The following is a 19,418-nucleotide window of genomic DNA, read 5'->3' as shown; positions in this document are numbered from 1 at the left end:
ATGTCCTCTGTCACTACATCCGGAGCGCCGAAATCGGCCTTCAGCTTTGGGCGGATCTGGGATCAATACGGCATGCTGGTGGTCTTCGCCGTACTGTTCCTCGGCTGCGCCATCTTTGTGCCTAACTTTGCCACCTTCATTAATATGAAGGGGCTGGGGCTGGCGATCTCCATGTCCGGTATGGTCGCCTGCGGGATGCTGTTCTGTCTGGCGTCTGGCGATTTCGACCTGTCGGTCGCCTCGGTTATCGCCTGCGCCGGGGTCACCACCGCGGTGGTCATCAACATGACCGAGAGCCTGTGGATTGGCGTCGCGGCCGGGCTGCTGCTCGGGGTACTCAGCGGGCTGGTGAACGGCTTTGTTATTGCGCGTCTGAAAATCAACGCCCTGATCACCACCCTCGCCACCATGCAAATCGTGCGCGGGCTGGCCTATATCATCTCTGACGGTAAAGCGGTGGGGATTGAAGACGAGCGCTTCTTTACCCTCGGCTACGCCAACTGGCTCGGTCTGCCTGCGCCTATCTGGCTGACGGTGGGCTGCCTGATTATCTTTGGTTTCCTGCTGAACAGAACCACCTTTGGCCGTAATACCCTGGCGATTGGCGGTAATGAAGAGGCGGCACGTCTGGCCGGTGTCCCGGTGGTACGCACCAAGATCATCATCTTCGTACTCTCCGGTCTGGTGTCGGCGGCGGCGGGGATTATCCTGGCCTCGCGCATGACCAGCGGCCAGCCGATGACCTCCATCGGTTATGAGCTGATTGTTATCTCTGCCTGCGTTTTAGGTGGCGTATCGCTGAAAGGCGGCATCGGAAAAATCTCATATGTGGTGGCGGGGATCCTGATTCTTGGGACGGTAGAGAACGCCATGAACCTGTTGAACATCTCCCCGTTCTCGCAGTACGTGGTACGTGGCCTGATCCTGCTTGCAGCGGTGATCTTCGACCGTTACAAACAAAAAGCCAAGCGCACACTTTAACCCGTTTTCCTGCCTTCCACGACCTAACTTTTAAGTGTAGTCGCGACCTTAACCCCCTTTCCAGCCGCAGCGGGAAGGGGGTTGTCAAATGGCGAGCGCCGTCACACTGTCTATACTTACATGGCTACTGAGATGTTAACAGTTTTTCATCTCGCCAACTGTAAGGAGGATCAGGGTGGCCGATACGTTAACTTCACCGCCGTTACTAACTGAAAACTATGCGTACTTTTTTGACCTCGACGGGACCCTGGCAACCATCAAGCCGCACCCCGATGAGGTGGCAGTTCCCGTAGAAGTGTTAGAGGCGCTGAATCAGCTCGCGCAGCTGAACCAGGGGGCACTGGCATTGATATCAGGGCGTTCAATCGCCGAGCTGGATCAGCTCGCCGGACCCTACCGTTTTCCGCTTGCCGGTGTACACGGGGCGGAGCGCCGCGACATCCATGGTCATCTGCAAACCGTTACCCTTCCTCCGGATCTGGTTCAGACGCTGCATGCGCAGCTGACGACGGCGCTTTTATATCTGCCTGGCACTGAGCTGGAGGCTAAAGGGATGGCGTTTGCGCTCCACTATCGCCAGGCGCCCCAGTATGAGAAGGAAGTGTTTAACCTGGCGGAACAGGTGGTCCATGACAACCCGCAGCTGTCACTTCAGCCGGGTAAATGCGTGGTCGAAATCAAACCGAGGGGCATCCACAAAGGCGAAGCCATTTCTGCCTTTATGCATGAAGCGCCTTTCCTCGGCAGAACGCCGGTGTTCTTTGGCGATGACCTGACCGACGAGCATGGCTTTGAGGTAGTCAACCAGCTTAAAGGGGTATCAGTGAAAGTCGGCGCGGGTGAGACCAAAGCCAGCTGGCGGCTGGCAACGGTACCCGATGTCTGGCAATGGGTAATAAAAGCCGCTAATCATCAACAAGAAAAAGAAATAGCGCAAATTAACAGGAGAAAACCTTATGGGTCGCTTGATCGTAGTTTCTAATCGCATCGCTCCCCCGGACGACAAAAAAGCCAGCGCAGGTGGCCTGGCGGTAGGGGTGCTGGGGGCGTTAAAAAGTACGGGGGGGCTCTGGTTTGGCTGGAGTGGAGAGATTGGTAATGAGGAAAAACCGCTAAAAAAGGTGACACGCGGGAACATCACCTGGGCCTCGTTTAATCTCAGTGAACAGAATTACGATGAGTATTACAGCCAGTTCTCTAACGCCGTACTGTGGCCGGCCTTTCACTATCGCCTGGACCTGGTGAAGTTTAAGCGCGAGGCCTGGGAAGGATACTCGCGGGTGAATAGCCTGCTGGCCGATAAGTTACAGCCGTTAGTCCAGCAGGACGACAGGGTGTGGGTGCATGATTACCATCTGCTGCCGTTTGCCAGCGAGCTGCGTAAGCGCGGCGTCAACAACCGCATCGGCTTCTTCCTGCATATTCCTTTCCCGACGCCGGAGATCTTCAACGCGCTACCGCCCAGCGACGAACTGCTGGAAGATCTTTGTGATTACGATCTGCTGGGCTTCCAGACCGAAAACGACCGCCTGGCCTTCCTCGACAGCGTGGCCAGCAAAACGCGGCTGACGGCCCATGACGATGATTCGCACTCTGCCTGGGGCAAGCGCTTCCGCACCGAGGTCTATCCTATCGGCATTGAGCCGGAAGAGATTGTTGAGCAAGCCTCCGGGCCGCTGCCGCCTAAGCTGGCGCAGCTTAAAGAAGAGCTCAAGAACGTTAAAAACATCTTTTCCGTTGAGCGTCTGGATTATTCAAAAGGGCTGCCGGAACGTTTTCAGGCCTATGAAACCCTGCTGGAGAAATATCCCGAGCACCACGGTAAGATCCGCTATACCCAAATCGCGCCGACCTCGCGTGGCGAGGTCCAGGCCTATCAGGACATTCGACACCAGCTTGAAAACGAAGCCGGGCGCATCAATGGCCGCTACGGCCAGCTGGGCTGGACTCCGCTGTTCTACCTCAACCAGCATTTTGAACGCAAAATTCTGATGAAAGTGTTCCGCTATGCTGATGTCGGGCTGGTGACGCCGCTGCGTGACGGTATGAACCTGGTGGCGAAGGAGTACGTTGCCGCGCAGGATCCGACCGACCCCGGGGTTCTGGTGCTGTCGCAGTTTGCCGGTGCCGCCAATGAGCTCACCTCAGCGCTGATCGTCAATCCTTACGATCGGGATGATGTGGCCAACGCCCTGCACCGGGCGCTGAATATGCCGCTCACGGAGCGTATCTCACGCCATGCGGAAATGATGAAAGTCATTCGCGAGAATGATATCGACCGCTGGCAGGCGCGTTTTATTGACGATCTGAATCAGATCACGCCCCGCAGCGTGGAGAGCAACCTGCAAAAAAAGGTCGCAACCTTCCCTAAACTTGCCTGAATAATATTCCACTCAGCGCATTAGACTGCGCTGAGTGGAATTAACAGCACATCCACTTTACTGTTGCTAACTATTGTTTTTGCGGAACAGGCTGCACGCGAAAAAAAGCTGTGGTTATGATTTCCGTATATCACCAGGTCTACATTCTGTTTTTGACATATATCAAATATCCGCTCGCTTAATTCGCCTGTCGCACAGAGTGTTTGCGCAATGGGATATTCTGCGCGGGCAATAAGATCGGCCAGAAATTGCTGGGTTTCCTCCTGAATAACGCCACGAATATCTTCCAGCATCGGTGCGGCCAGTTGGTTGTACATCTCAGGATCGGCAGAAAGAGTGACCAGAGTGATGCGCGCCTGGGTAGGACGAGCGATCGCGACCGCTTTGGCGACCAGTTGATGGCTTTCAGGGGAAACAGAAACAGAAACAAGGATATGGGAGTAACTCATCGTACCCTCCAGACGTATCTGTACATTAGCGATTCCTCAGCTTTAGCGCGATTTTTTTACTGGCGCAAGAGCATAATATGACATTCATGTGATGCTTATCATAATTATTCATTAAATATTCTTATGTAATGAATAGCGCTAACCCCTCCTACTGGGGGTAAAACAGGGTTCTTAACGTAAATCATACAATTGAAACCCTCGCAAAAACAAGGGGATTAACGCCCCTGCAACAACCACTCAGCCGTAAACGAAAGAAATTACTTACGTATTTACCCTGGTTTTATTTATTATATTTCAATAACTTATATTGCTGTTTCTATCTTAGATATACATATGGTTTTTGCAAATTTGTAAGTTGTCAACCCCCGGCAAGTAACGTGCCGGGTTTGTTCATACTTCTGCATGAATATTCGTCCATACAGAATATATCCTGATGCTATTTGCTCATAAAACAGACAATTTAGAAGTGATGCTGATGGATTTTTGGTTCCAATTCACTTAAATTATGTGACGTAGATCACATTTATTTTAAATTTCGGGCGAGGCCGCATTGTATGTCCTACACCGGACGGGTAGAGTTGCACCGAATTAGGAAAAATCTTAGTTAATTGTAAGAAGTGATAACTGTCAGGAAGCAATTATTGTTTTTTTACGTGATTCATCAATACAGAACTTAATTCAACTATGCGTTTTAGCCTTTTCTTCTTTTTTTACCGGGGTTTTCCCGGCGACATCACGGGGTGCGGTCTACCGCACAAGAATATAGTGTTATTCGGGAAGGGATAAATGAACACATCCGAATTGCTAAAACACATCTATGACATCAACCTGTCATATTTATTGCTTGCACAACGTTTGATTAGCCAGGACAAAGCCTCGGCGATGTTCCGTCTGGGTATTCATGAAGAGATGGCGACAACACTTGGCGGTTTAACGCTGCCACAGATGGTTAAACTGGCCGAAACTAATCAGTTAGTTTGTCAGTTCCGTTTCGATAATCACCAGACGGTGACGCAGCTGACTCAGGAGTCCCGCGTGGACGATCTGCAGCAGGTTCACACCGGTATTTTGCTTTCTACCCGTTTGCTTAACGAAATCAGCCAGCCTGATGACGCAGCCCGTAAGAAAAGGGCATAACAATGAGTGAGAAGAGCATTGTTCAGGAAGCGCGTGACATTCAATTGGCGATGGAACTGATTACGCTTGGTGCTCGTTTACAGATGCTTGAAAGCGAGACACAGCTGAGCCGTGGTCGTCTTATCAAACTCTATAAAGAATTACGTGGTAGCCCGCCGCCAAAAGGCATGCTGCCATTTTCCACCGACTGGTTTATGACGTGGGAGCAGAATATTCATGCTTCCATGTTCTGTAATGCCTGGCAGTACCTGCTCAAGACCGGCTTATGCAGCGGCGTTGATGCGGTGATTAAAGCGTACAAACTTTACCTCGAGCAGTGCCCGCAGCCTGAAGAAGGCCCTTTGCTGGCACTGACCCGCGCATGGACGCTGGTGCGTTTTGTTGAAAGCGGATTGCTTGAGTTATCGCGCTGCAACTGCTGCAGCGGTAACTTTATCACCCACGCACATCAGCCCGCTGGCAGCTTTGCCTGCAGTTTGTGCCAACCACCGTCTCGCGCGGTAAAAAGACGTAAACTTTCCCGGGATGTTGCCGATAGTAATCCACAACTGCTGGATGAACAGATCGAACAGGCTGTTTAACCCGAACGTATGGGCAAGATTCCAGCAGCGGTAAGCAATTACCGCTGCTTTTTTTTGCCCCGCGGACGGGTAAACCCCGAACTGTGTATCCTGGCTAAAGTCACTAGCGGAAGGATGATGTCGTGCTTATCGTATTAGGTTACCTGGTAGTTCTCGGTACAGTTTTCGGCGGTTATATGATGACCGGCGGGCACCTTGGGGCACTCTATCAACCGGCCGAACTGATCATAATCGGTGGTGCAGGGGTGGGTGCATTTATCGTTGGCAACAACGGCAAGGCGATCAAGGGAACGTTAAAAGCGTTACCGTTACTGTTCCGTCGTTCGAAATACACCAAAAGTATGTATATGGACCTGCTGGCGCTGCTCTATCGCCTGATGGCCAAGTCGCGTCAACAGGGGATGTTCTCTCTGGAACGTGATATTGAGAATCCGAAAGAGAGCGAGATCTTCGCCAGCTATCCGCGGATCCTCGCGGACTCGATGATGCTCGAGTTTATCGTCGACTATCTGCGCCTGATCATCAGCGGCAACATGAACACCTTCGAAATCGAAGCGTTGATGGACGAAGAGATCGAAACCCACGAAAACGAAGCTGAAGTGCCAGCCAACAGCCTGGCGATGGTGGGCGATTCTCTGCCAGCGTTCGGTATCGTAGCAGCGGTAATGGGGGTGGTTCACGCCCTGGCCTCTGCGGATCGCCCGGCAGCAGAGCTGGGGGCGTTGATCGCCCACGCCATGGTGGGAACCTTCCTCGGCATCCTGCTGGCGTACGGTTTTATCTCCCCGCTGGCAACCGTATTACGCCAGAAGAGCGCTGAAACCACCAAAATGATGCAGTGCGTCAAAATCACGCTGCTCTCCAACCTCAACGGTTATGCGCCGCCGATCGCGGTAGAGTTTGGCCGTAAAACCCTGTACTCCAGCGAGCGTCCATCGTTTGTCGAACTCGAAGAGCACGTGCGCGCGGTGAAGAATCCAAACCAGCAGACGAGCAATGAGGACGCATGAAAAACCAGTCCCATCCCATCGTCATAGTCAAAAAGCGCAAGCATAAAGGGCATGGGGGAGGCTCCCATGGCTCCTGGAAGATCGCCTATGCGGACTTTATGACCGCGATGATGGCGTTCTTTCTGGTGATGTGGCTGATCTCTATCTCCAGCCCGAAAGAGCTGATTCAGATAGCAGAATATTTCCGCACTCCGCTGGCGACGGCGGTGTCGACGGGTCCGCGTATCTCCAACAGTGAAAGCCCGATCCCGGGCGGCGGCGATGATTACACCCAGCAGCAGGGTGAAGTGAAACGCGAGCCCAACGTTGACGAACTGAAAAGACGTATGGAACAGGCGCGCCTGAAGAAACTGCGCGGCGATCTGGATCAGCTGATCGAAGCGGATCCTAAGCTGCGCGCCCTGCGTCCACACCTGAAGATTGACCTCGTTCAGGAGGGGCTGCGCATTCAGATTATCGACAGCCAGAACCGACCAATGTTTAAAACCGGCAGCGCCGAAGTAGAACCCTATATGCGCGACATCCTGCGCGGGATTGCCCCGGTGTTGAACGGCATCCCAAACCGAATCAGTCTTTCCGGTCACACCGATGACTTCCCTTACGCCGGTGGCGAAAAAGGGTACAGCAACTGGGAGCTCTCTGCGGATCGTGCTAACGCATCCCGTCGTGAGCTGGTGATCGGCGGGCTGGACGATGGCAAGGTGCTGCGGGTCGTCGGCATGGCCGCAACCATGCGCATGACTGACCGCGGGCCGGAAGATGCCATCAACCGTCGTATTAGTCTCTTAGTGCTCAACAAGCAGGCGGAGCAGGCCATCCTGCATGAAAACGCCGAAAGTCAGAATGAGTCACTGGATGATTTAAAACAGCCAGGCCCTGTGCCGTCGGCTGCCGTTCCAACATCGCCACCAGCCAATCCGAGGTGATAGCGTGAGCATGGATATTAGCGATTTTTACCAGACGTTTTTTGATGAAGCCGACGAACTGTTGGCGGATATGGAGCAACATCTGCTGGACCTGGTGCCCGAGGCACCGGATTCAGAGCAGCTCAACGCCATATTTCGTGCAGCCCACTCCATAAAAGGAGGCGCCGGTACGTTTGGCTTTACCATTCTGCAGGAGACGACCCATCTGATGGAGAACCTGCTGGATGAGGCCAGACGCGGTGAGATGCAGCTCAATACCGACATTATTAACCTGTTTTTGGAAACGAAAGATATTATGCAGGAACAGCTCGATGCCTATAAAAGCTCGCAAGAGCCGGACGCTGCCAGCTTTGAATATATCTGCCACGCCCTGCGTCAGTTAGCGCTGGAAGCCAAAGGCGAGACGGCAGCCGTTGCCGTCAGCCCGGCGAAACTGAGCGTCGTGGACGCCGCCCCGGCGGCGGCACCCGCCGCAGATGACCGCGTGCGCGTGGTGCTCTCCGGCCTGAAAGAGAGCGAAGTGAATCTGCTGGAAGAGGAGCTGAGCAATCTGGCGACGCTGAGCAACGTGGTGAAGGGCAAGGATACCCTGGCCGCCACCCTTGATGGCGGCATCAGCAAAGATGACGTGGTCGCGGTGCTCTGTTTTGTGATTGAGCCTGAACAGATCGACTTTGAAGCGGTAGCGGATGCACCGGCTGCCGGATCGGCTGAAGTGGCTGAGGTTGTTGAAGCTGCACCGGCGGTACCGGCTGTCGCACCTGCTGCGCCGGCGCTGAAAGCCGTCCCGGGCGAACCTGCCGCGCCAAACCGTGGCGAACGTGAGAAGCCGGCTGCCCGCTCCAGCGAATCGACCAGTATCCGCGTGGCCGTTGAGAAGGTGGATCAGCTGATCAACCTGGTCGGCGAACTGGTGATCACCCAGTCGATGCTGGCCCAACGTTCTAACGAACTGGACCCGGTGAACCACGGCGATCTGATCACCAGCATGGGCCAGCTGCAGCGCAACGCCCGCGATCTGCAGGAATCGGTGATGTCCATCCGTATGATGCCGATGGAGTACGTCTTCAGCCGCTTCCCACGTTTGGTCCGTGACCTGGCCGGTAAGCTGAATAAGCAAATCGAACTGACGCTGATGGGCAGCTCCACCGAGCTGGATAAGAGCCTGATTGAGCGCATTATCGACCCGTTAACGCACCTGGTGCGTAACAGCCTCGACCACGGGATCGAGCTGCCGGAAAACCGCGTTGCCGCAGGGAAATCCCCGGTCGGGAACCTGATCCTCTCGGCGGAACATCAGGGCGGGAACATCTGTATCGAAGTGACCGACGATGGCGCAGGCCTTAATCGCGAGCGTATTCTGGCGAAGGCGATCTCGCAGGGGATGGCGGTCAACGAAAATATGACCGACGAAGAAGTAGGTATGCTGATCTTCGCCCCGGGCTTCTCCACCGCCGAGCAGGTGACGGACGTCTCCGGCCGTGGCGTGGGCATGGACGTGGTGAAACGTAACATCCAGGAGATGGGCGGCCACGTTGAGATCAAGTCTAAGCAGGGCTCAGGTACCACCATCCGTATCCTGCTGCCGCTGACGCTGGCGATCCTTGACGGCATGTCGGTCAAAGTGGCGGACGAAGTCTTTATCCTGCCGCTGAACGCGGTAATGGAATCGCTGCAGCCGCGTGAAGAAGATTTGCATCCGCTGGCGGGCGGGGAGCGCGTACTGGAAGTGCGTGGTGAATACCTGCCGCTGGTGGAGCTGTGGAAAGTGTTCGACGTGGACGGTGCCAAAACCGAAGCCACGCAAGGGATCGTGGTGATCCTGCAAAGCGCGGGCCGCCGCTATGCTCTGCTGGTCGATCAGCTGATTGGTCAGCATCAGGTGGTGGTGAAGAACCTCGAGAGCAACTACCGCAAGGTGCCAGGCATTTCAGCCGCCACCATCCTGGGTGATGGTAGCGTGGCGCTGATCGTCGATGTTTCGGCGCTTCAGGGATTAAATCGTGAACAACGTATGGCGCACACAGCCGCCTGATTCAGTTAAGAAGGTAAAAAAATGACCGGTATGAGTAATGTAACCAAGCTGGCCGGCGAGCCATCAGGGCAGGAATTCCTGGTTTTCACTTTAGGTGACGAAGAATACGGTATCGATATTCTTAAAGTGCAGGAAATCCGTGGCTATGATCAGGTGACCCGCATCGCCAACACGCCAGATTTCATCAAAGGCGTGACTAACCTGCGTGGCGTTATCGTGCCTATCGTCGACCTGCGCGTGAAGTTCAGCCAGGGCGACGTCGAGTATGATGACAACACCGTGGTGATCGTGCTCAATCTGGGCCAGCGTGTGGTCGGGATCGTGGTTGACGGGGTGTCTGACGTGCTCTCCCTGACTGCCGAGCAGATCCGCCCGGCACCGGAATTTGCCGTCACGCTCTCCACCGAATACCTGACCGGTCTGGGCGCGCTCGGTGACCGGATGCTGATTCTGGTGAATATCGAGAAGCTGCTGAACAGCGACGAGATGGCATTGCTGGACGTGGCGGCGAGTCATGTAGCCTAAGTAAACGCAAAACGGCAGCTATGTTGCCAGTTTGTAGGCCGGGTAAGGCGTAGCCGCCACCCGGCTTTTTTATTGCCGCACCGTGCCTGATGCGGCAACGCCCGGCGGCGCTGCGCTTGCCGGGCCTACGGATCGAGATTTACGCGTCCTGCGCAACTAACACCGGCTCATCCTCCAGCAGCCCTTCATTCTGCGCTAGCATCGCCGTCGCCACGCCGTTCCCCAGCACGTTAATCGCGGACCGCCCCATATCCAGGAAGTGATCGATCCCCATCAGCAGCAAAATCCCCGCCACCGGAATATGGAAACTCGGGATAGTGGCAGCCAGCACCACCAGCGCCGAGCGCGGCACCCCGGCAATCCCTTTTGAGGCCAGCATCAGGGTCAACATCAGCACCGTGATTTCCGAAAACGTCAGCTGAATATTGTACGCCTGGGCGATAAACATCGAGGCAAACGAACAGTAGACCATCGAGCCCACCAGGTTAAACGAATACCCAATCGGCAGTACGAACGAGACGATATTGCGCGAGCAGCCAAAGCGGGTCAGCTGCTCCAGGGTTTTCGGGTAGGCGGCTTCGGAGCTGCTGGTGGTAAAGGCCACCAGCACCGGATCTTTCAGCATGCTCACCAGGCGGAAGATCTCGTTTTTCAGCACCATATAGCCTACCGCCACCAGCACCATGCAGGTCAGGACGATTGCCAGATAGTAGCCGCCAATAAACGAGGCGTAGTTAAGCAGGATCCCCAGCCCCTGGGTGGCGATCACCGAGGAGATAGCGGCGAAGATCGCCATCGGCGCAACGTACATCACGTAGCCGGTCACTTTCAGCATAATGTGGGAAACCACGTCCAGCGCGGCCACCAGCGGGGCATTAAATTTCTCCCCCAGCGACGCGCCGCCAATGCCGAAGAACATCGAGAACACCACAATCTGCAGGATCTCGTTATTGGCCATCGCCCCGGCAATGCTGGTGGGGATGGTATGGGAAAGGAAACCTTTCAGCGACATGCCGCTGGTCGCCAGCCCCGTATCCACCGTGCCGGCCGGGATGGCCAGATTCAGGCCGCTGCCCGGGTGTAACAGGGTAACGATAAACAATCCGACCAGAATGGAGAGTACTGAGGAGCTGATAAACCAGACCATCGCTTTACCGCCCACGCGGCCAATGGTGGCGGTCTCGCCAACAACGCCCCGCTGCCGGTGACCTCTACCGCCGGGGGCGTCGACAGCTACACCCTGTATGGCCGCATCACCGGCGGGGGCAACAGCGTCACCGTGGTGCCCGGCACTTACACCGACACCATTAACGTCAGCGTCACCTATTAGCGCCAGCACGTTTCAATGAGCGTGGATAAACAAACGCTCCGACATACGGGAGAGGGCAGGCTGCGCGCTTTTTTTGTCCTGAGCATGCTGCTGCTTGCGGCGGGAAACGGCCATGCGGTGACGACGCAATCCTTTCAGGTGAGCGCCACCATCACCCCCGGCTGTTCGGTCGCCGCAAGCAGCGGTGGTCTTCTGGGTACCCTGGACTTTGGCACCCGCAACGGGGTGGAGCGGGGAGCGGTGAATACCAGCTTTGTGCCGAACGGCGCGCTGTCCATCGCCTGTACGCCCGGCGTGGCGCTGAGCATGAGTATCGACGGCGGTCAGCACTACACCTCGGTGCGCAATATGCAGCGGGCCGGCGGGACAAATCAGGTGCCGTACCGCCTGTACAGCAGCAGTTCCCTGGCGGCCAACAGTGAGATCGGGGTTAACCAGGCGGTGTCTGTGGCTTACACCAACAGCAACAACATTGCGCTACCGCTTTTTGGTGTGGCGCTTCTGACCGGGTTCAGCCCGGCCGGAAATTATTCCGATCAACTCACTGTGACCCTGTCGTGGTGACAAAGGGAGAAGGACAATGAAGGCATTTTCGGGATATCGCACGCTCTGTCTGCTGATGGCGCTGGGCGCGACGCTCAATACCGCCCACGGGGCGGCCACCATTCTGCTGTGGCCCATCGACCCGTGGCTGTCGGCGGATACCAAAGCCACGGAGCTGTGGGTGCAGAACCAGGGCACCAGCGCCACCACCATGCAGGTGCGGATTGTGCGCTGGCGGCAGGAAAACGGTCTCGAACGCTACACCGCCCAGCAGGAGGTGGTGGCCAGCCCGCCGATTGTCACTATCGCTAAGGGCAGCAAGCAGTTAATCCGCCTGATTAAACAGAGCGAGGTGCCGATGGGGGTGGAGCAAGCCTACCGCATCATCGTGGATGAGATCCCCCAGCCGCAGGATAAGGAGACCCCGCAGATGGGGTTGAAGCTGCAGATGCGTTACTCCATTCCGCTGTTTGTCTACGGGCAGGGAGTTGCCACCATTAAGGACGGCGCGCACCATGCGCTGGTCGAGACGCGGGATCTCAACTGGCGGGTGGTCCGCGAGAATGGCCAGCCGGCCTTGCAGGTCCGTAATCAGGGCGATGTGCATGTCCGACTCAGTCAGGTGACGCTGCAACAGGGGGGGCAGCGTCGCACTCTGGCAGATGGCCTGCTGGGTTACGTGCTGCCGGGCAGCGCCCGCAGCTGGCCGCTACCGTCAGGGATGGACCACCCGGGCCAGATGCGTGCGCAAATTAATGCCCGGGACACGCAATGGCAGTCGGCCCCCGTCAACTGAAGCCGTCGATGCTAATCCTGCTCTGCGTCAGTTCCGCAAGCTGGGCCGATCCCGGTGACGATATGTTGCCTCCGCCGCCGGTGCCGCAGTCGATGAGTGACGAGGCCGTATTCCAGCTGGTGCTGATCGTCAACCATTACGATACCGGGCTGGTGGTGCCCGTCACCCGGCGGCAGGAGGAGTATCTGGTCGCCAGCGCCGATCTGCGCCGCGCCGGATTACCCGCCGAACACGTCCCGCCGGGAGAGGTGAACGTCAGCCGTCTGACGGACGTGCGCGCCGAGTATGACAGCACCGGGCAACGGCTGCTGCTCAGCGTTCCGCGGGAGTGGATTGGCGCGCGCGTCACCCCCTTCAGCGGCCAGATGACGCGCAGCACCCCCCATTTTGGTAAAGGGGCGCTGCTTAACTACGACTTCTATACCAACCACACCGAACACAGCGGCGGCCAGGCCTCCCTGTGGCATGAGTTTCGCTATTTTGACGACCGGGGATCGTTATCCTCCACCGGCTATGTGCGGAAAAACTTGTCCGGCGGCAGCGGTCAGGAAGAAGGGTACGTGCGCTACGACACCACCCTGACGATCACCGATGAAGAAGACGCCACCACCTGGACCGCCGGGGATGTGATCAGCGATGCCCTGAGCTGGAGCAGCAGCGTGCGCATGGGCGGCATCAGCTACGGCCGCGATTTCTCCCTGCGCCCGGACCTCGTCACCTGGCCGCTGCCCGAATTCTCGGGTGAAGCGGCGGTGCCCACCTCGGTGGATCTGTTCGTCAACGGCTACCGGGCGGGCTCCACCCGTTTGCAGCCGGGGCCGTTCACCCTCACCAATCTGCCCTACATCAACGGCGCGGGGGATGCGGTACTGGTCACTACCGATGCGCTGGGCCGCCAGGTGAGTACCACCATGCCGTTTTACGTCACCAGTGATCTGCTTCGCCAGGGGCTTAGTGACGGGGCCATGACCCTCGGCAGCCTGCGCCGCAACTACGGCATCAAGAATTTTGACTACGGCCCGGCGGCGGGCAGCGGCTCATACCGCTACGGGCTGACCGACTGGCTGACGCTGGAAGGCCACGTTGAAGGGGCGGAGGAGCTGGCGCTGGGCGGGGCCGGAACCATCGTCAAGCTGGGGCGTCTGGGGGTGGTGAACAGCGCCTGGACGCAAAGCAAGATGCGCGGCGAAACCGGCGGGCAGGTCAACTGGGGCTACCAGTACAGCACCAACGCCTTCAGCATTGCCACCCAGCACAGCCGTCGCGATCGCGGCTTCGGCAACCTCGCGCTCTACGATCAGCCGACCGTCTACGATGAGCACGACCAGCCCATCGCCAGCCTGAGCCGCAATACCGATCAGTATTCCCTGACCTTTAACCTTGGCGACTATGGCAATATCGGCGCGGCATGGATCGGCGTGCAGAGTTTCGACGATAAGAAAACCGAGCTGCTGAACCTCTCCTGGAGCCGTAATCTATGGGGCAGCAGCAGTATTTATCTCGCCGCCAGCCGGGATCGACAGCAGGGCGACTGGACGGTGGCCCTGTCGCTGCAGATCCCGCTGGGGGAGCGCGACAGCGCCGCCATCACTCTGGAAAACACCCCGGATGCCGGCAGCACCCAGCGGCTCAACTATAACCACTCCATGCCCACCGACGGTGGCTTCAGCTGGAATATGGCGTGGGCGCGCCAGTCGCAGGCCAGCAACTATCAGCAGGCCACCCTGGGGTGGCGTAACAACAATATTGAGCTGCAGGGCGGCGGCTACGGCGAGCGCGACATGATGACCTGGTGGGGCGAGGCGATGGGCGCGGTAGTGCTGATGGACGGGGAGCTGTTTGCCGCCAACAAAATCAACGACGCCTTTGTGGTCGTCAGCACCGACGGACAGCCGGACGTGCCGGTCAGCTATGAGAACCAGCCGGTGGGCAAAACCAATCGCAACGGTTATCTGCTGATTAGCGGCGTATCCGCCTATTACCCGGCCAGCTACAGCATTAACACCCTTAATTTACCCGCCGATACCCGCCTGAAGGAGACCGAACGCCGCATCGCCCTGCGGCGTAACAGCGGCTATCTGGTGGATTTCCCGATGGAGCAGGAGCGGGTCGCCAGCGTGATCCTCCACGACGGGGCAGGGGAGGCGATCCCGCTGGGCAGCCAGGTGCGACGCCAGGGGCGCAAGCCGGTGGTGGTGGGCTATGATGGCATCGCCTGGCTGGAAGATCTGGCGGACGTCAACCCGCTCGACGTCATCACGCCGGAGGGCAAAGGCTGCCATGTCACCCTGACGCTGGCGGCGAACCCGGAGCATAAGCTGCAAACTTACGGTCCGCTGACCTGCCGGGTGCAGCCATGAAACGCCTGCTTCTGTTGGTAGGATTGCTTCTCTTTTCGGCGACCAGCTGGGGAGCCTGCCGGGTCAGCACCGTCAATGCCAGCTTTGGCAGCGTGACCTCGTTTGCCCTCAGCGGCAGCAATGAAGTGGCAACCACCGGCACGCTGGTGGTGAACTGCGATAAGGTGCTCAGTTTGTTGACCAACGATTCGGTGACCCTAACCTTCACCGGAGCCACGATTGCCGCCAACAGCCGCGGCACGATGAAGCGCACCGATAACGCCGCTATCACCGATGCGATCCCTATCCGTCTGTGCGGCCAGTCTACGTGCAACAGCAGCAGCGAAGTGCTGACAGGCAAGAGCTACACCTGGAACGGTACGTCGCTGTTAACTCTGCTCGGTTCAAACCAGTACAACATCCCGCTCTATTTTCGCACCCTCGCCGGACAGAACGTCAGCGCCGGGCCCTATCAGGTGACCCTCAACTTCAGCGTAAGCTACAACGTCTGCTTTTTGGGCGCGCTGGGATTATGTACCACGCCGCAAACCGGCACCGTGCTGACCAGCATCACCCTCAACATGACGGTCACCAACGACTGCAGCGCCATGACCACCCCGAACGTCAACTTCAACAGCGCGCCGCTGGTGCAGAATTTCCCCACCGTCTCGCAGGCCATCTCGGTGACCTGCACCAAAGGCAGCGTCTATACCATCGGCATCAATAACGGTGCTAACGCCAGCAATAACGTGCGCCGGATGGCCAGCGGCAATAACCGCATGAGCTATGAGATCTATAAAGAAGCGACCGCCAATCGCTGGGGAAGCAGCGGCAGCGAACGCTGGTCCAGCGGTGCCTCTTCGCAGGTGAGCGCCGACGGGCTGTTACGCAGCTACAACTACACCGCCCGCGTCCTGACTAATCAGACCACTCCCCCCGCCGGTAATTACAGCGACACCCTGGTCGTCGACGTCGCGTTCTGACCCACGCTTTTCCCTTTCGCAAATGTAAAGTTCCCGTCAGTTGTGCCGATAACACCGAGAACAAATTCATAAGAAGGTGTTGTATGTTGAACCGTATGCGCGTTGTTACAATGCTGATGTTGGTGCTGGCTGTCTTCGCTCTGTTACAGCTCGTTTCCGGCAGTCTGTTTTTCTCTTCTATTAAAGCCAACCAGGACAGTTTTGCGGTTTCTAACGAATTCCGCGTTCAACAAAGCGAAATCACCTCCACCTGGGATTACCTGCTGCAAACGCGCATCAACCTGAGCCGCGCCTCCGCGCGCATGGCGACGGATCCCGCTAAGCCGCAACCTGAACTGATCAACAGCGCCCGCACGACGCTGGCGGAAGCGGACAAACACTTCAAGGCTTACAGCGCCATCACGCCACAGCCGTCGATGGCGCAGGTGAGTCAGACCATCAATGACAAATACCAGGAGTATGCCGCGGCGCTGACGGAGCTGATCCAGTTCCTCGAGAGCGGCAATATGGACGCCTATTTCGCCCAGGCCACCCAGTCAAAGCAGAACGCGCTGGGCACCGCCCTGCGGGATTATGTTACCGCGTCCGATGCGCGTAACCAGGAAGCATTCAACGCCAGCGTGAAAGATTACACCTTTGCCAAATGGCAGATGGGGATCCTCGCCCTGGCGCTGGCGATCGTGCTGGTAGGGGTCTGGTACGGCATCCGCCATACCCTGCTCAATCCGTTAAATCGCGTTATCGACCATATTCGCCAGATTGCCAGCGGCGATCTGACCCAGAGCCTGACCATCGCCGGGCGCAGCGAAATCACCCAGCTGGCCGTCACCGTGGACCATATGCAGCGCTCCCTGAGCGAGACGGTTGCCAACGTGCGCCAGGGCTCGGATGCCATCTACACCGGCACCAGCGAAATCGCGATGGGCAACAACGATCTCTCCTCCCGCACCGAGCAGCAGGCATCGGCGCTGGAAGAGACCGCGGCGAGCATGGAGCAGCTCACTGCTACCGTGAAGCAGAACGCCGATAACGCCCGTCAGGCGTCACAGCTGGCGAACAGCGCCTCGGAAACCGCACAGCGCGGCGGCAAGGTGGTGGATGGCGTGGTGAAAACCATGCACGACATCGCCGGCAGCTCGAAGAAGATCGCTGACATCATCAGCGTGATCGACGGTATCGCTTTCCAGACCAACATCCTGGCGCTGAACGCCGCGGTGGAAGCCGCGCGTGCCGGCGAGCAGGGTCGTGGATTTGCGGTAGTGGCCGGAGAAGTACGTAACCTCGCCAGCCGCAGCGCCAACGCGGCCAAAGAGATCAAAGCCCTGATTGAAGATTCTGTCGCGCGCGTGGATACCGGCTCGGTGCTGGTGGAAAGCGCGGGAGAAACCATGAATGACATCGTCAACGCGGTAACGCGCGTGACCGACATCATGGGTGAAATCGCCTCGGCCTCTGATGAGCAGAGTCGTGGTATTGACCAGGTCGCCCTGGCGGTATCGGAAATGGATCGTGTCACACAACAAAACGCCGCGCTGGTTCAGGAGTCCGCTACCGCTGCGGCGCAACTGGAAGAGCAGGCGAGCCGTCTGAAGATGGCCGTTTCGGCGTTTCGTCTTACTTCTGCACCTGGAAAAACGGTGTTATCGCGTGCCAGCCAGCAACCGGCAGCGCCGGTCAATGCACCGGCCCACGTACGCGCGCTGACCACCGGGAAAGATGATAACTGGGAAACATTTTGATCGATCGTTAAATCGCGGCTGCTGGCCGCTAAATGGGAGCGTGGATGTTAAATCGTATTCGTATCTCGACCACCCTGTTTTTGATTTTGATTGTCTGTGGGGTGTTGCAGGTTGGCAGTAACGGCTTGTCGTTTTGGGCTTTTCGCGATGGTTATCAGAACTTGCAGGAGATGCAGAGCAGCAACCAACAGCGCGCGCTACTGACGCAGAGCCGCGCCGTTCTGCTGCAGGCCAGCACGGCGCTGAATAAAGCGGGCACCCTGACCGCGCTGAGTTATCCGCCTGATGACATCAAGGCGCTGATGACCACCGCGCGCAGCAGCCTGAAGCAGGCTGACGGCATGTTCAAATCCTTTAACGAACAGCCAGCGATCGGCGCGAAAGACAGCGAGCTGAAAAAAGCGATGCAGGGTGCGTTCAGTCAGTGGTACAGCGATCTGGAACATCAGGCGACCTGGCTGGAAAACAACCAGTTGTCGGATTTTCTCACCGCACCGGTACAGGAGTCGCAGGCGGCGTTTGACGCCAGCACCGAGGCCTGGCAGCAGGAGATAAATCAGTTTGTGCAGGCCGCGGGTAACGACAGCCGCACCAGCTACCACATGTCCGGCGTGATTTTCGCCACCATGATTGTGCTGACCGCGATACTGACCAGCGCCGCGCTGTGGTGGTCACGCAGGATGATCGTTCAGCCGCTGGCGATCATCAGCAGCCATTTCGACAGCATTGCGAAGGGCGATCTGGCGCGGCCGGTGGCGGTGTACGGCAAAAACGAAATTTCGGCTATTTTCGCCAGCCTGAAAGCGATGCAGGGCTCGCTGCGCGAAACGGTAACCGAGGTGCGTCAGGGCAGCTATGCCATGCACACCGGGATCTCGGAGATTGCCGAAGGCAATAACGATCTCTCGTCGCGCACCGAACAGCAGGCCGCGTCGCTGGCACAAACGGCCGCCAGCATGGAGCAGTTGACCGCCACCGTCGGGCAGAACGCCGATAACGCCCGTCAGGCTTCCGGTCTGGCGAAGAGCGCGGCCCAGACGGCGAAGAAGGGGGGCGAACAGGCTTCCCGCGTGGCGAACACCATGAATCAGATCGCCACCAGTTCACAGAAGATTGGCGACATCATCAGCGTCATCGACGGCATTGCGTTCCAGACCAACATTCTGGCGCTGAACGCCGCGGTGGAAGCCGCCCGTGCGGGCGAGCAGGGGCGTGGTTTTGCGGTGGTGGCGGGCGAAGTGCGCAACCTGGCGAGCCGCAGCGCCAATGCGGCAAAAGAGATCAAGGTGCTGATTGAAGAGTCGGTGTCGCGGGTGCAGCAGGGGTCGGAGCTGGTGGATACCGCAGCGAAAACCATGACTGAAATCGTCAGTTCGGTCACCCAGGTGAACGACATCATGGGCGAAATCGCCTCGGCATCCGATGAACAGCGTCGCGGGATCGAGCAGGTAGCGCTGGCCGTCAGCCAGATGGATCAGGTGACGCAGCAGAACGCCGCGCTGGTAGAAGAAGCCGCGGCCGCCACCGACCAGTTAGCCGGACAGGCGGATCATCTGACCTCGCTGGTCGCGGTATTTAATGTGAATGAACGTGTTGAAGCAGTTACAGAAGTCGGGCGGTCGCAGGCCGTTCCAGTCGGAACCTGAACGTGATTAAGAAGGCG

The 19,418-nt window shown here is 57.5% G+C and carries 16 protein-coding genes and 2 pseudogenes; 16 read left to right on the top strand and 2 right to left on the bottom strand.

The genetic code is table 11. From position 1 onward, the window contains the following. From araH to otsA, 3 genes are all read left to right on the top strand, one after another. Positions 1-981, top strand: coding sequence for an arabinose ABC transporter permease AraH (araH, locus tag GNG27_RS14430; RefSeq protein WP_142486261.1), 981 nt, complete (start codon positions 1-3; stop codon positions 979-981). Between the two features lie 175 nt (positions 982-1,156). After that, positions 1,157-1,963, top strand: a complete 807-nt coding sequence (gene otsB / locus GNG27_RS14425) for a trehalose-phosphatase (protein WP_142486260.1) — start codon at positions 1,157-1,159, stop codon at positions 1,961-1,963. After that, positions 1,938-3,362 (top strand): alpha,alpha-trehalose-phosphate synthase, encoded by a 1,425-nt coding sequence (otsA, locus tag GNG27_RS14420; RefSeq protein ID WP_156264093.1) that lies wholly within the window; start codon positions 1,938-1,940, stop codon positions 3,360-3,362. Before otsB ends, otsA begins: the two co-directional genes overlap by 26 nt. 20 nt (positions 3,363-3,382) lie before the next feature. On the opposite strand, the gene uspC is transcribed toward otsA, so the two are convergent. Continuing rightward, positions 3,383-3,811: a universal stress protein UspC gene (gene uspC / locus GNG27_RS14415; protein ID WP_156264092.1), complete on the bottom strand. Its 429-nt coding sequence runs from the start codon at positions 3,809-3,811 to the stop codon at positions 3,383-3,385. Positions 3,812-4,597: 786 nt separating this feature from the next. On the opposite strand from uspC, the gene flhD reads away from it, so the two are divergent. The 6 genes from flhD (at position 4,598) to cheW (ending at position 10,025) form a co-directional block, all read left to right on the top strand. Next, positions 4,598-4,948, top strand: coding sequence for a flagellar transcriptional regulator FlhD (gene flhD, locus GNG27_RS14410; protein ID WP_142486257.1), 351 nt, complete (start codon positions 4,598-4,600; stop codon positions 4,946-4,948). A 2-nt stretch (positions 4,949-4,950) separates the two neighbouring features. Beyond that, positions 4,951-5,529, top strand: coding sequence for a flagellar transcriptional regulator FlhC (gene flhC / locus GNG27_RS14405; protein WP_039030857.1), 579 nt, complete (start codon positions 4,951-4,953; stop codon positions 5,527-5,529). Positions 5,530-5,651: 122 nt separating this feature from the next. Next, entirely contained in the window at positions 5,652-6,539 is an 888-nt protein-coding gene (gene motA / locus GNG27_RS14400) for a flagellar motor stator protein MotA (RefSeq protein WP_142486255.1), read from the top strand. Further along, entirely contained in the window at positions 6,536-7,465 is a 930-nt protein-coding gene (gene motB, locus GNG27_RS14395) for a flagellar motor protein MotB (protein WP_142486254.1), read from the top strand. Before motA ends, motB begins: the two co-directional genes overlap by 4 nt. Positions 7,466-7,469: 4 nt before the next feature. Beyond that, complete coding sequence (gene cheA / locus GNG27_RS14390; protein WP_142486253.1) at positions 7,470-9,500, top strand: chemotaxis protein CheA; 2,031 nt, start codon at positions 7,470-7,472, stop codon at positions 9,498-9,500. A gap of 21 nt (positions 9,501-9,521) precedes the next feature. After that, entirely contained in the window at positions 9,522-10,025 is a 504-nt protein-coding gene (gene cheW / locus GNG27_RS14385) for a chemotaxis protein CheW (protein ID WP_032611989.1), read from the top strand. Between the two features lie 139 nt (positions 10,026-10,164). Here the strand turns inward: cheW and GNG27_RS14380 are convergent. After that, a pseudogene (locus GNG27_RS14380) lies at positions 10,165-11,214 on the bottom strand (dicarboxylate/amino acid:cation symporter); the annotation flags it as partial. Between GNG27_RS14380 and GNG27_RS14375 the strand changes: the two are divergent. The 7 genes and pseudogenes from GNG27_RS14375 to tap all read left to right on the top strand — a co-directional run. After that, positions 11,206-11,355, top strand: a pseudogene (locus tag GNG27_RS14375) (spore coat protein U domain-containing protein); the annotation flags it as partial. The pseudogenes GNG27_RS14380 and GNG27_RS14375 sit on opposite strands and share 9 nt — an antisense overlap. 15 nt (positions 11,356-11,370) lie before the next feature. Beyond that, positions 11,371-11,919 carry a spore coat U domain-containing protein gene (locus tag GNG27_RS14370; RefSeq protein ID WP_156264091.1) on the top strand — a complete coding sequence of 183 codons (549 nt, stop codon included), beginning with the start codon at positions 11,371-11,373 and terminating at the stop codon, positions 11,917-11,919. A gap of 16 nt (positions 11,920-11,935) precedes the next feature. Next, complete coding sequence (locus GNG27_RS14365) at positions 11,936-12,694, top strand: molecular chaperone (RefSeq protein WP_156264090.1); 759 nt, start codon at positions 11,936-11,938, stop codon at positions 12,692-12,694. Beyond that, a complete protein-coding gene (locus GNG27_RS14360; RefSeq protein WP_156264089.1) occupies positions 12,670-15,054 on the top strand; it encodes a fimbria/pilus outer membrane usher protein in 2,385 nt (794 codons plus the stop codon). Before GNG27_RS14365 ends, GNG27_RS14360 begins: the two co-directional genes overlap by 25 nt. Continuing rightward, positions 15,051-16,016, top strand: a complete 966-nt coding sequence (locus tag GNG27_RS14355) for a spore coat U domain-containing protein (protein WP_142486247.1) — start codon at positions 15,051-15,053, stop codon at positions 16,014-16,016. The genes GNG27_RS14360 and GNG27_RS14355 overlap by 4 nt, the downstream gene beginning before the upstream one ends. 83 nt (positions 16,017-16,099) lie before the next feature. Then, positions 16,100-17,755, top strand: a complete 1,656-nt coding sequence (gene tar, locus GNG27_RS14350) for a methyl-accepting chemotaxis protein II (protein WP_156264088.1) — start codon at positions 16,100-16,102, stop codon at positions 17,753-17,755. A gap of 44 nt (positions 17,756-17,799) precedes the next feature. Further along, entirely contained in the window at positions 17,800-19,401 is a 1,602-nt protein-coding gene (gene tap, locus GNG27_RS14345; RefSeq protein WP_156264087.1) for a methyl-accepting chemotaxis protein IV, read from the top strand. Positions 19,402-19,418: the final 17 nt, after the last annotated feature.

The organism is Leclercia sp. 119287 (assembly GCF_009734485.1).
Taxonomy (GTDB): Bacteria; Pseudomonadota; Gammaproteobacteria; order Enterobacterales; family Enterobacteriaceae; genus Enterobacter; species Enterobacter adecarboxylatus_C.
The sequence above is the reverse complement of the archived record's forward strand: the minus strand, read 5'-3'. Positions and strand labels throughout refer to the sequence as shown.

Bases quoted from the DNA above. Each gene is read 5' to 3' on its own strand.
- tar (WP_156264088.1), top strand. From the start codon at position 16,100: ATGTTGAACCGTATGCGCGTTGTTACAATGCTGATGTTGGTGCTGGCT.
- GNG27_RS14365 (WP_156264090.1), top strand. From the start codon at position 11,936: ATGAAGGCATTTTCGGGATATCGCACGCTCTGTCTGCTGATGGCGCTG.
- cheW (WP_032611989.1), top strand. From the start codon at position 9,522: ATGACCGGTATGAGTAATGTAACCAAGCTGGCCGGCGAGCCATCAGGG.
- otsA (WP_156264093.1), top strand. From the start codon at position 1,938: ATGGGTCGCTTGATCGTAGTTTCTAATCGCATCGCTCCCCCGGACGAC.
- GNG27_RS14355 (WP_142486247.1), top strand. From the start codon at position 15,051: ATGAAACGCCTGCTTCTGTTGGTAGGATTGCTTCTCTTTTCGGCGACC.
- flhC (WP_039030857.1), top strand. From the start codon at position 4,951: ATGAGTGAGAAGAGCATTGTTCAGGAAGCGCGTGACATTCAATTGGCG.
- motB (WP_142486254.1), top strand. From the start codon at position 6,536: ATGAAAAACCAGTCCCATCCCATCGTCATAGTCAAAAAGCGCAAGCAT.
- tap (WP_156264087.1), top strand. From the start codon at position 17,800: ATGTTAAATCGTATTCGTATCTCGACCACCCTGTTTTTGATTTTGATT.
- GNG27_RS14360 (WP_156264089.1), top strand. From the start codon at position 12,670: ATGGCAGTCGGCCCCCGTCAACTGAAGCCGTCGATGCTAATCCTGCTC.
- uspC (WP_156264092.1), bottom strand. From the start codon at position 3,811: ATGAGTTACTCCCATATCCTTGTTTCTGTTTCTGTTTCCCCTGAAAGC.
- GNG27_RS14370 (WP_156264091.1), top strand. From the start codon at position 11,371: ATGAGCGTGGATAAACAAACGCTCCGACATACGGGAGAGGGCAGGCTG.
- flhD (WP_142486257.1), top strand. From the start codon at position 4,598: ATGAACACATCCGAATTGCTAAAACACATCTATGACATCAACCTGTCA.
- araH (WP_142486261.1), top strand. From the start codon at position 1: ATGTCCTCTGTCACTACATCCGGAGCGCCGAAATCGGCCTTCAGCTTT.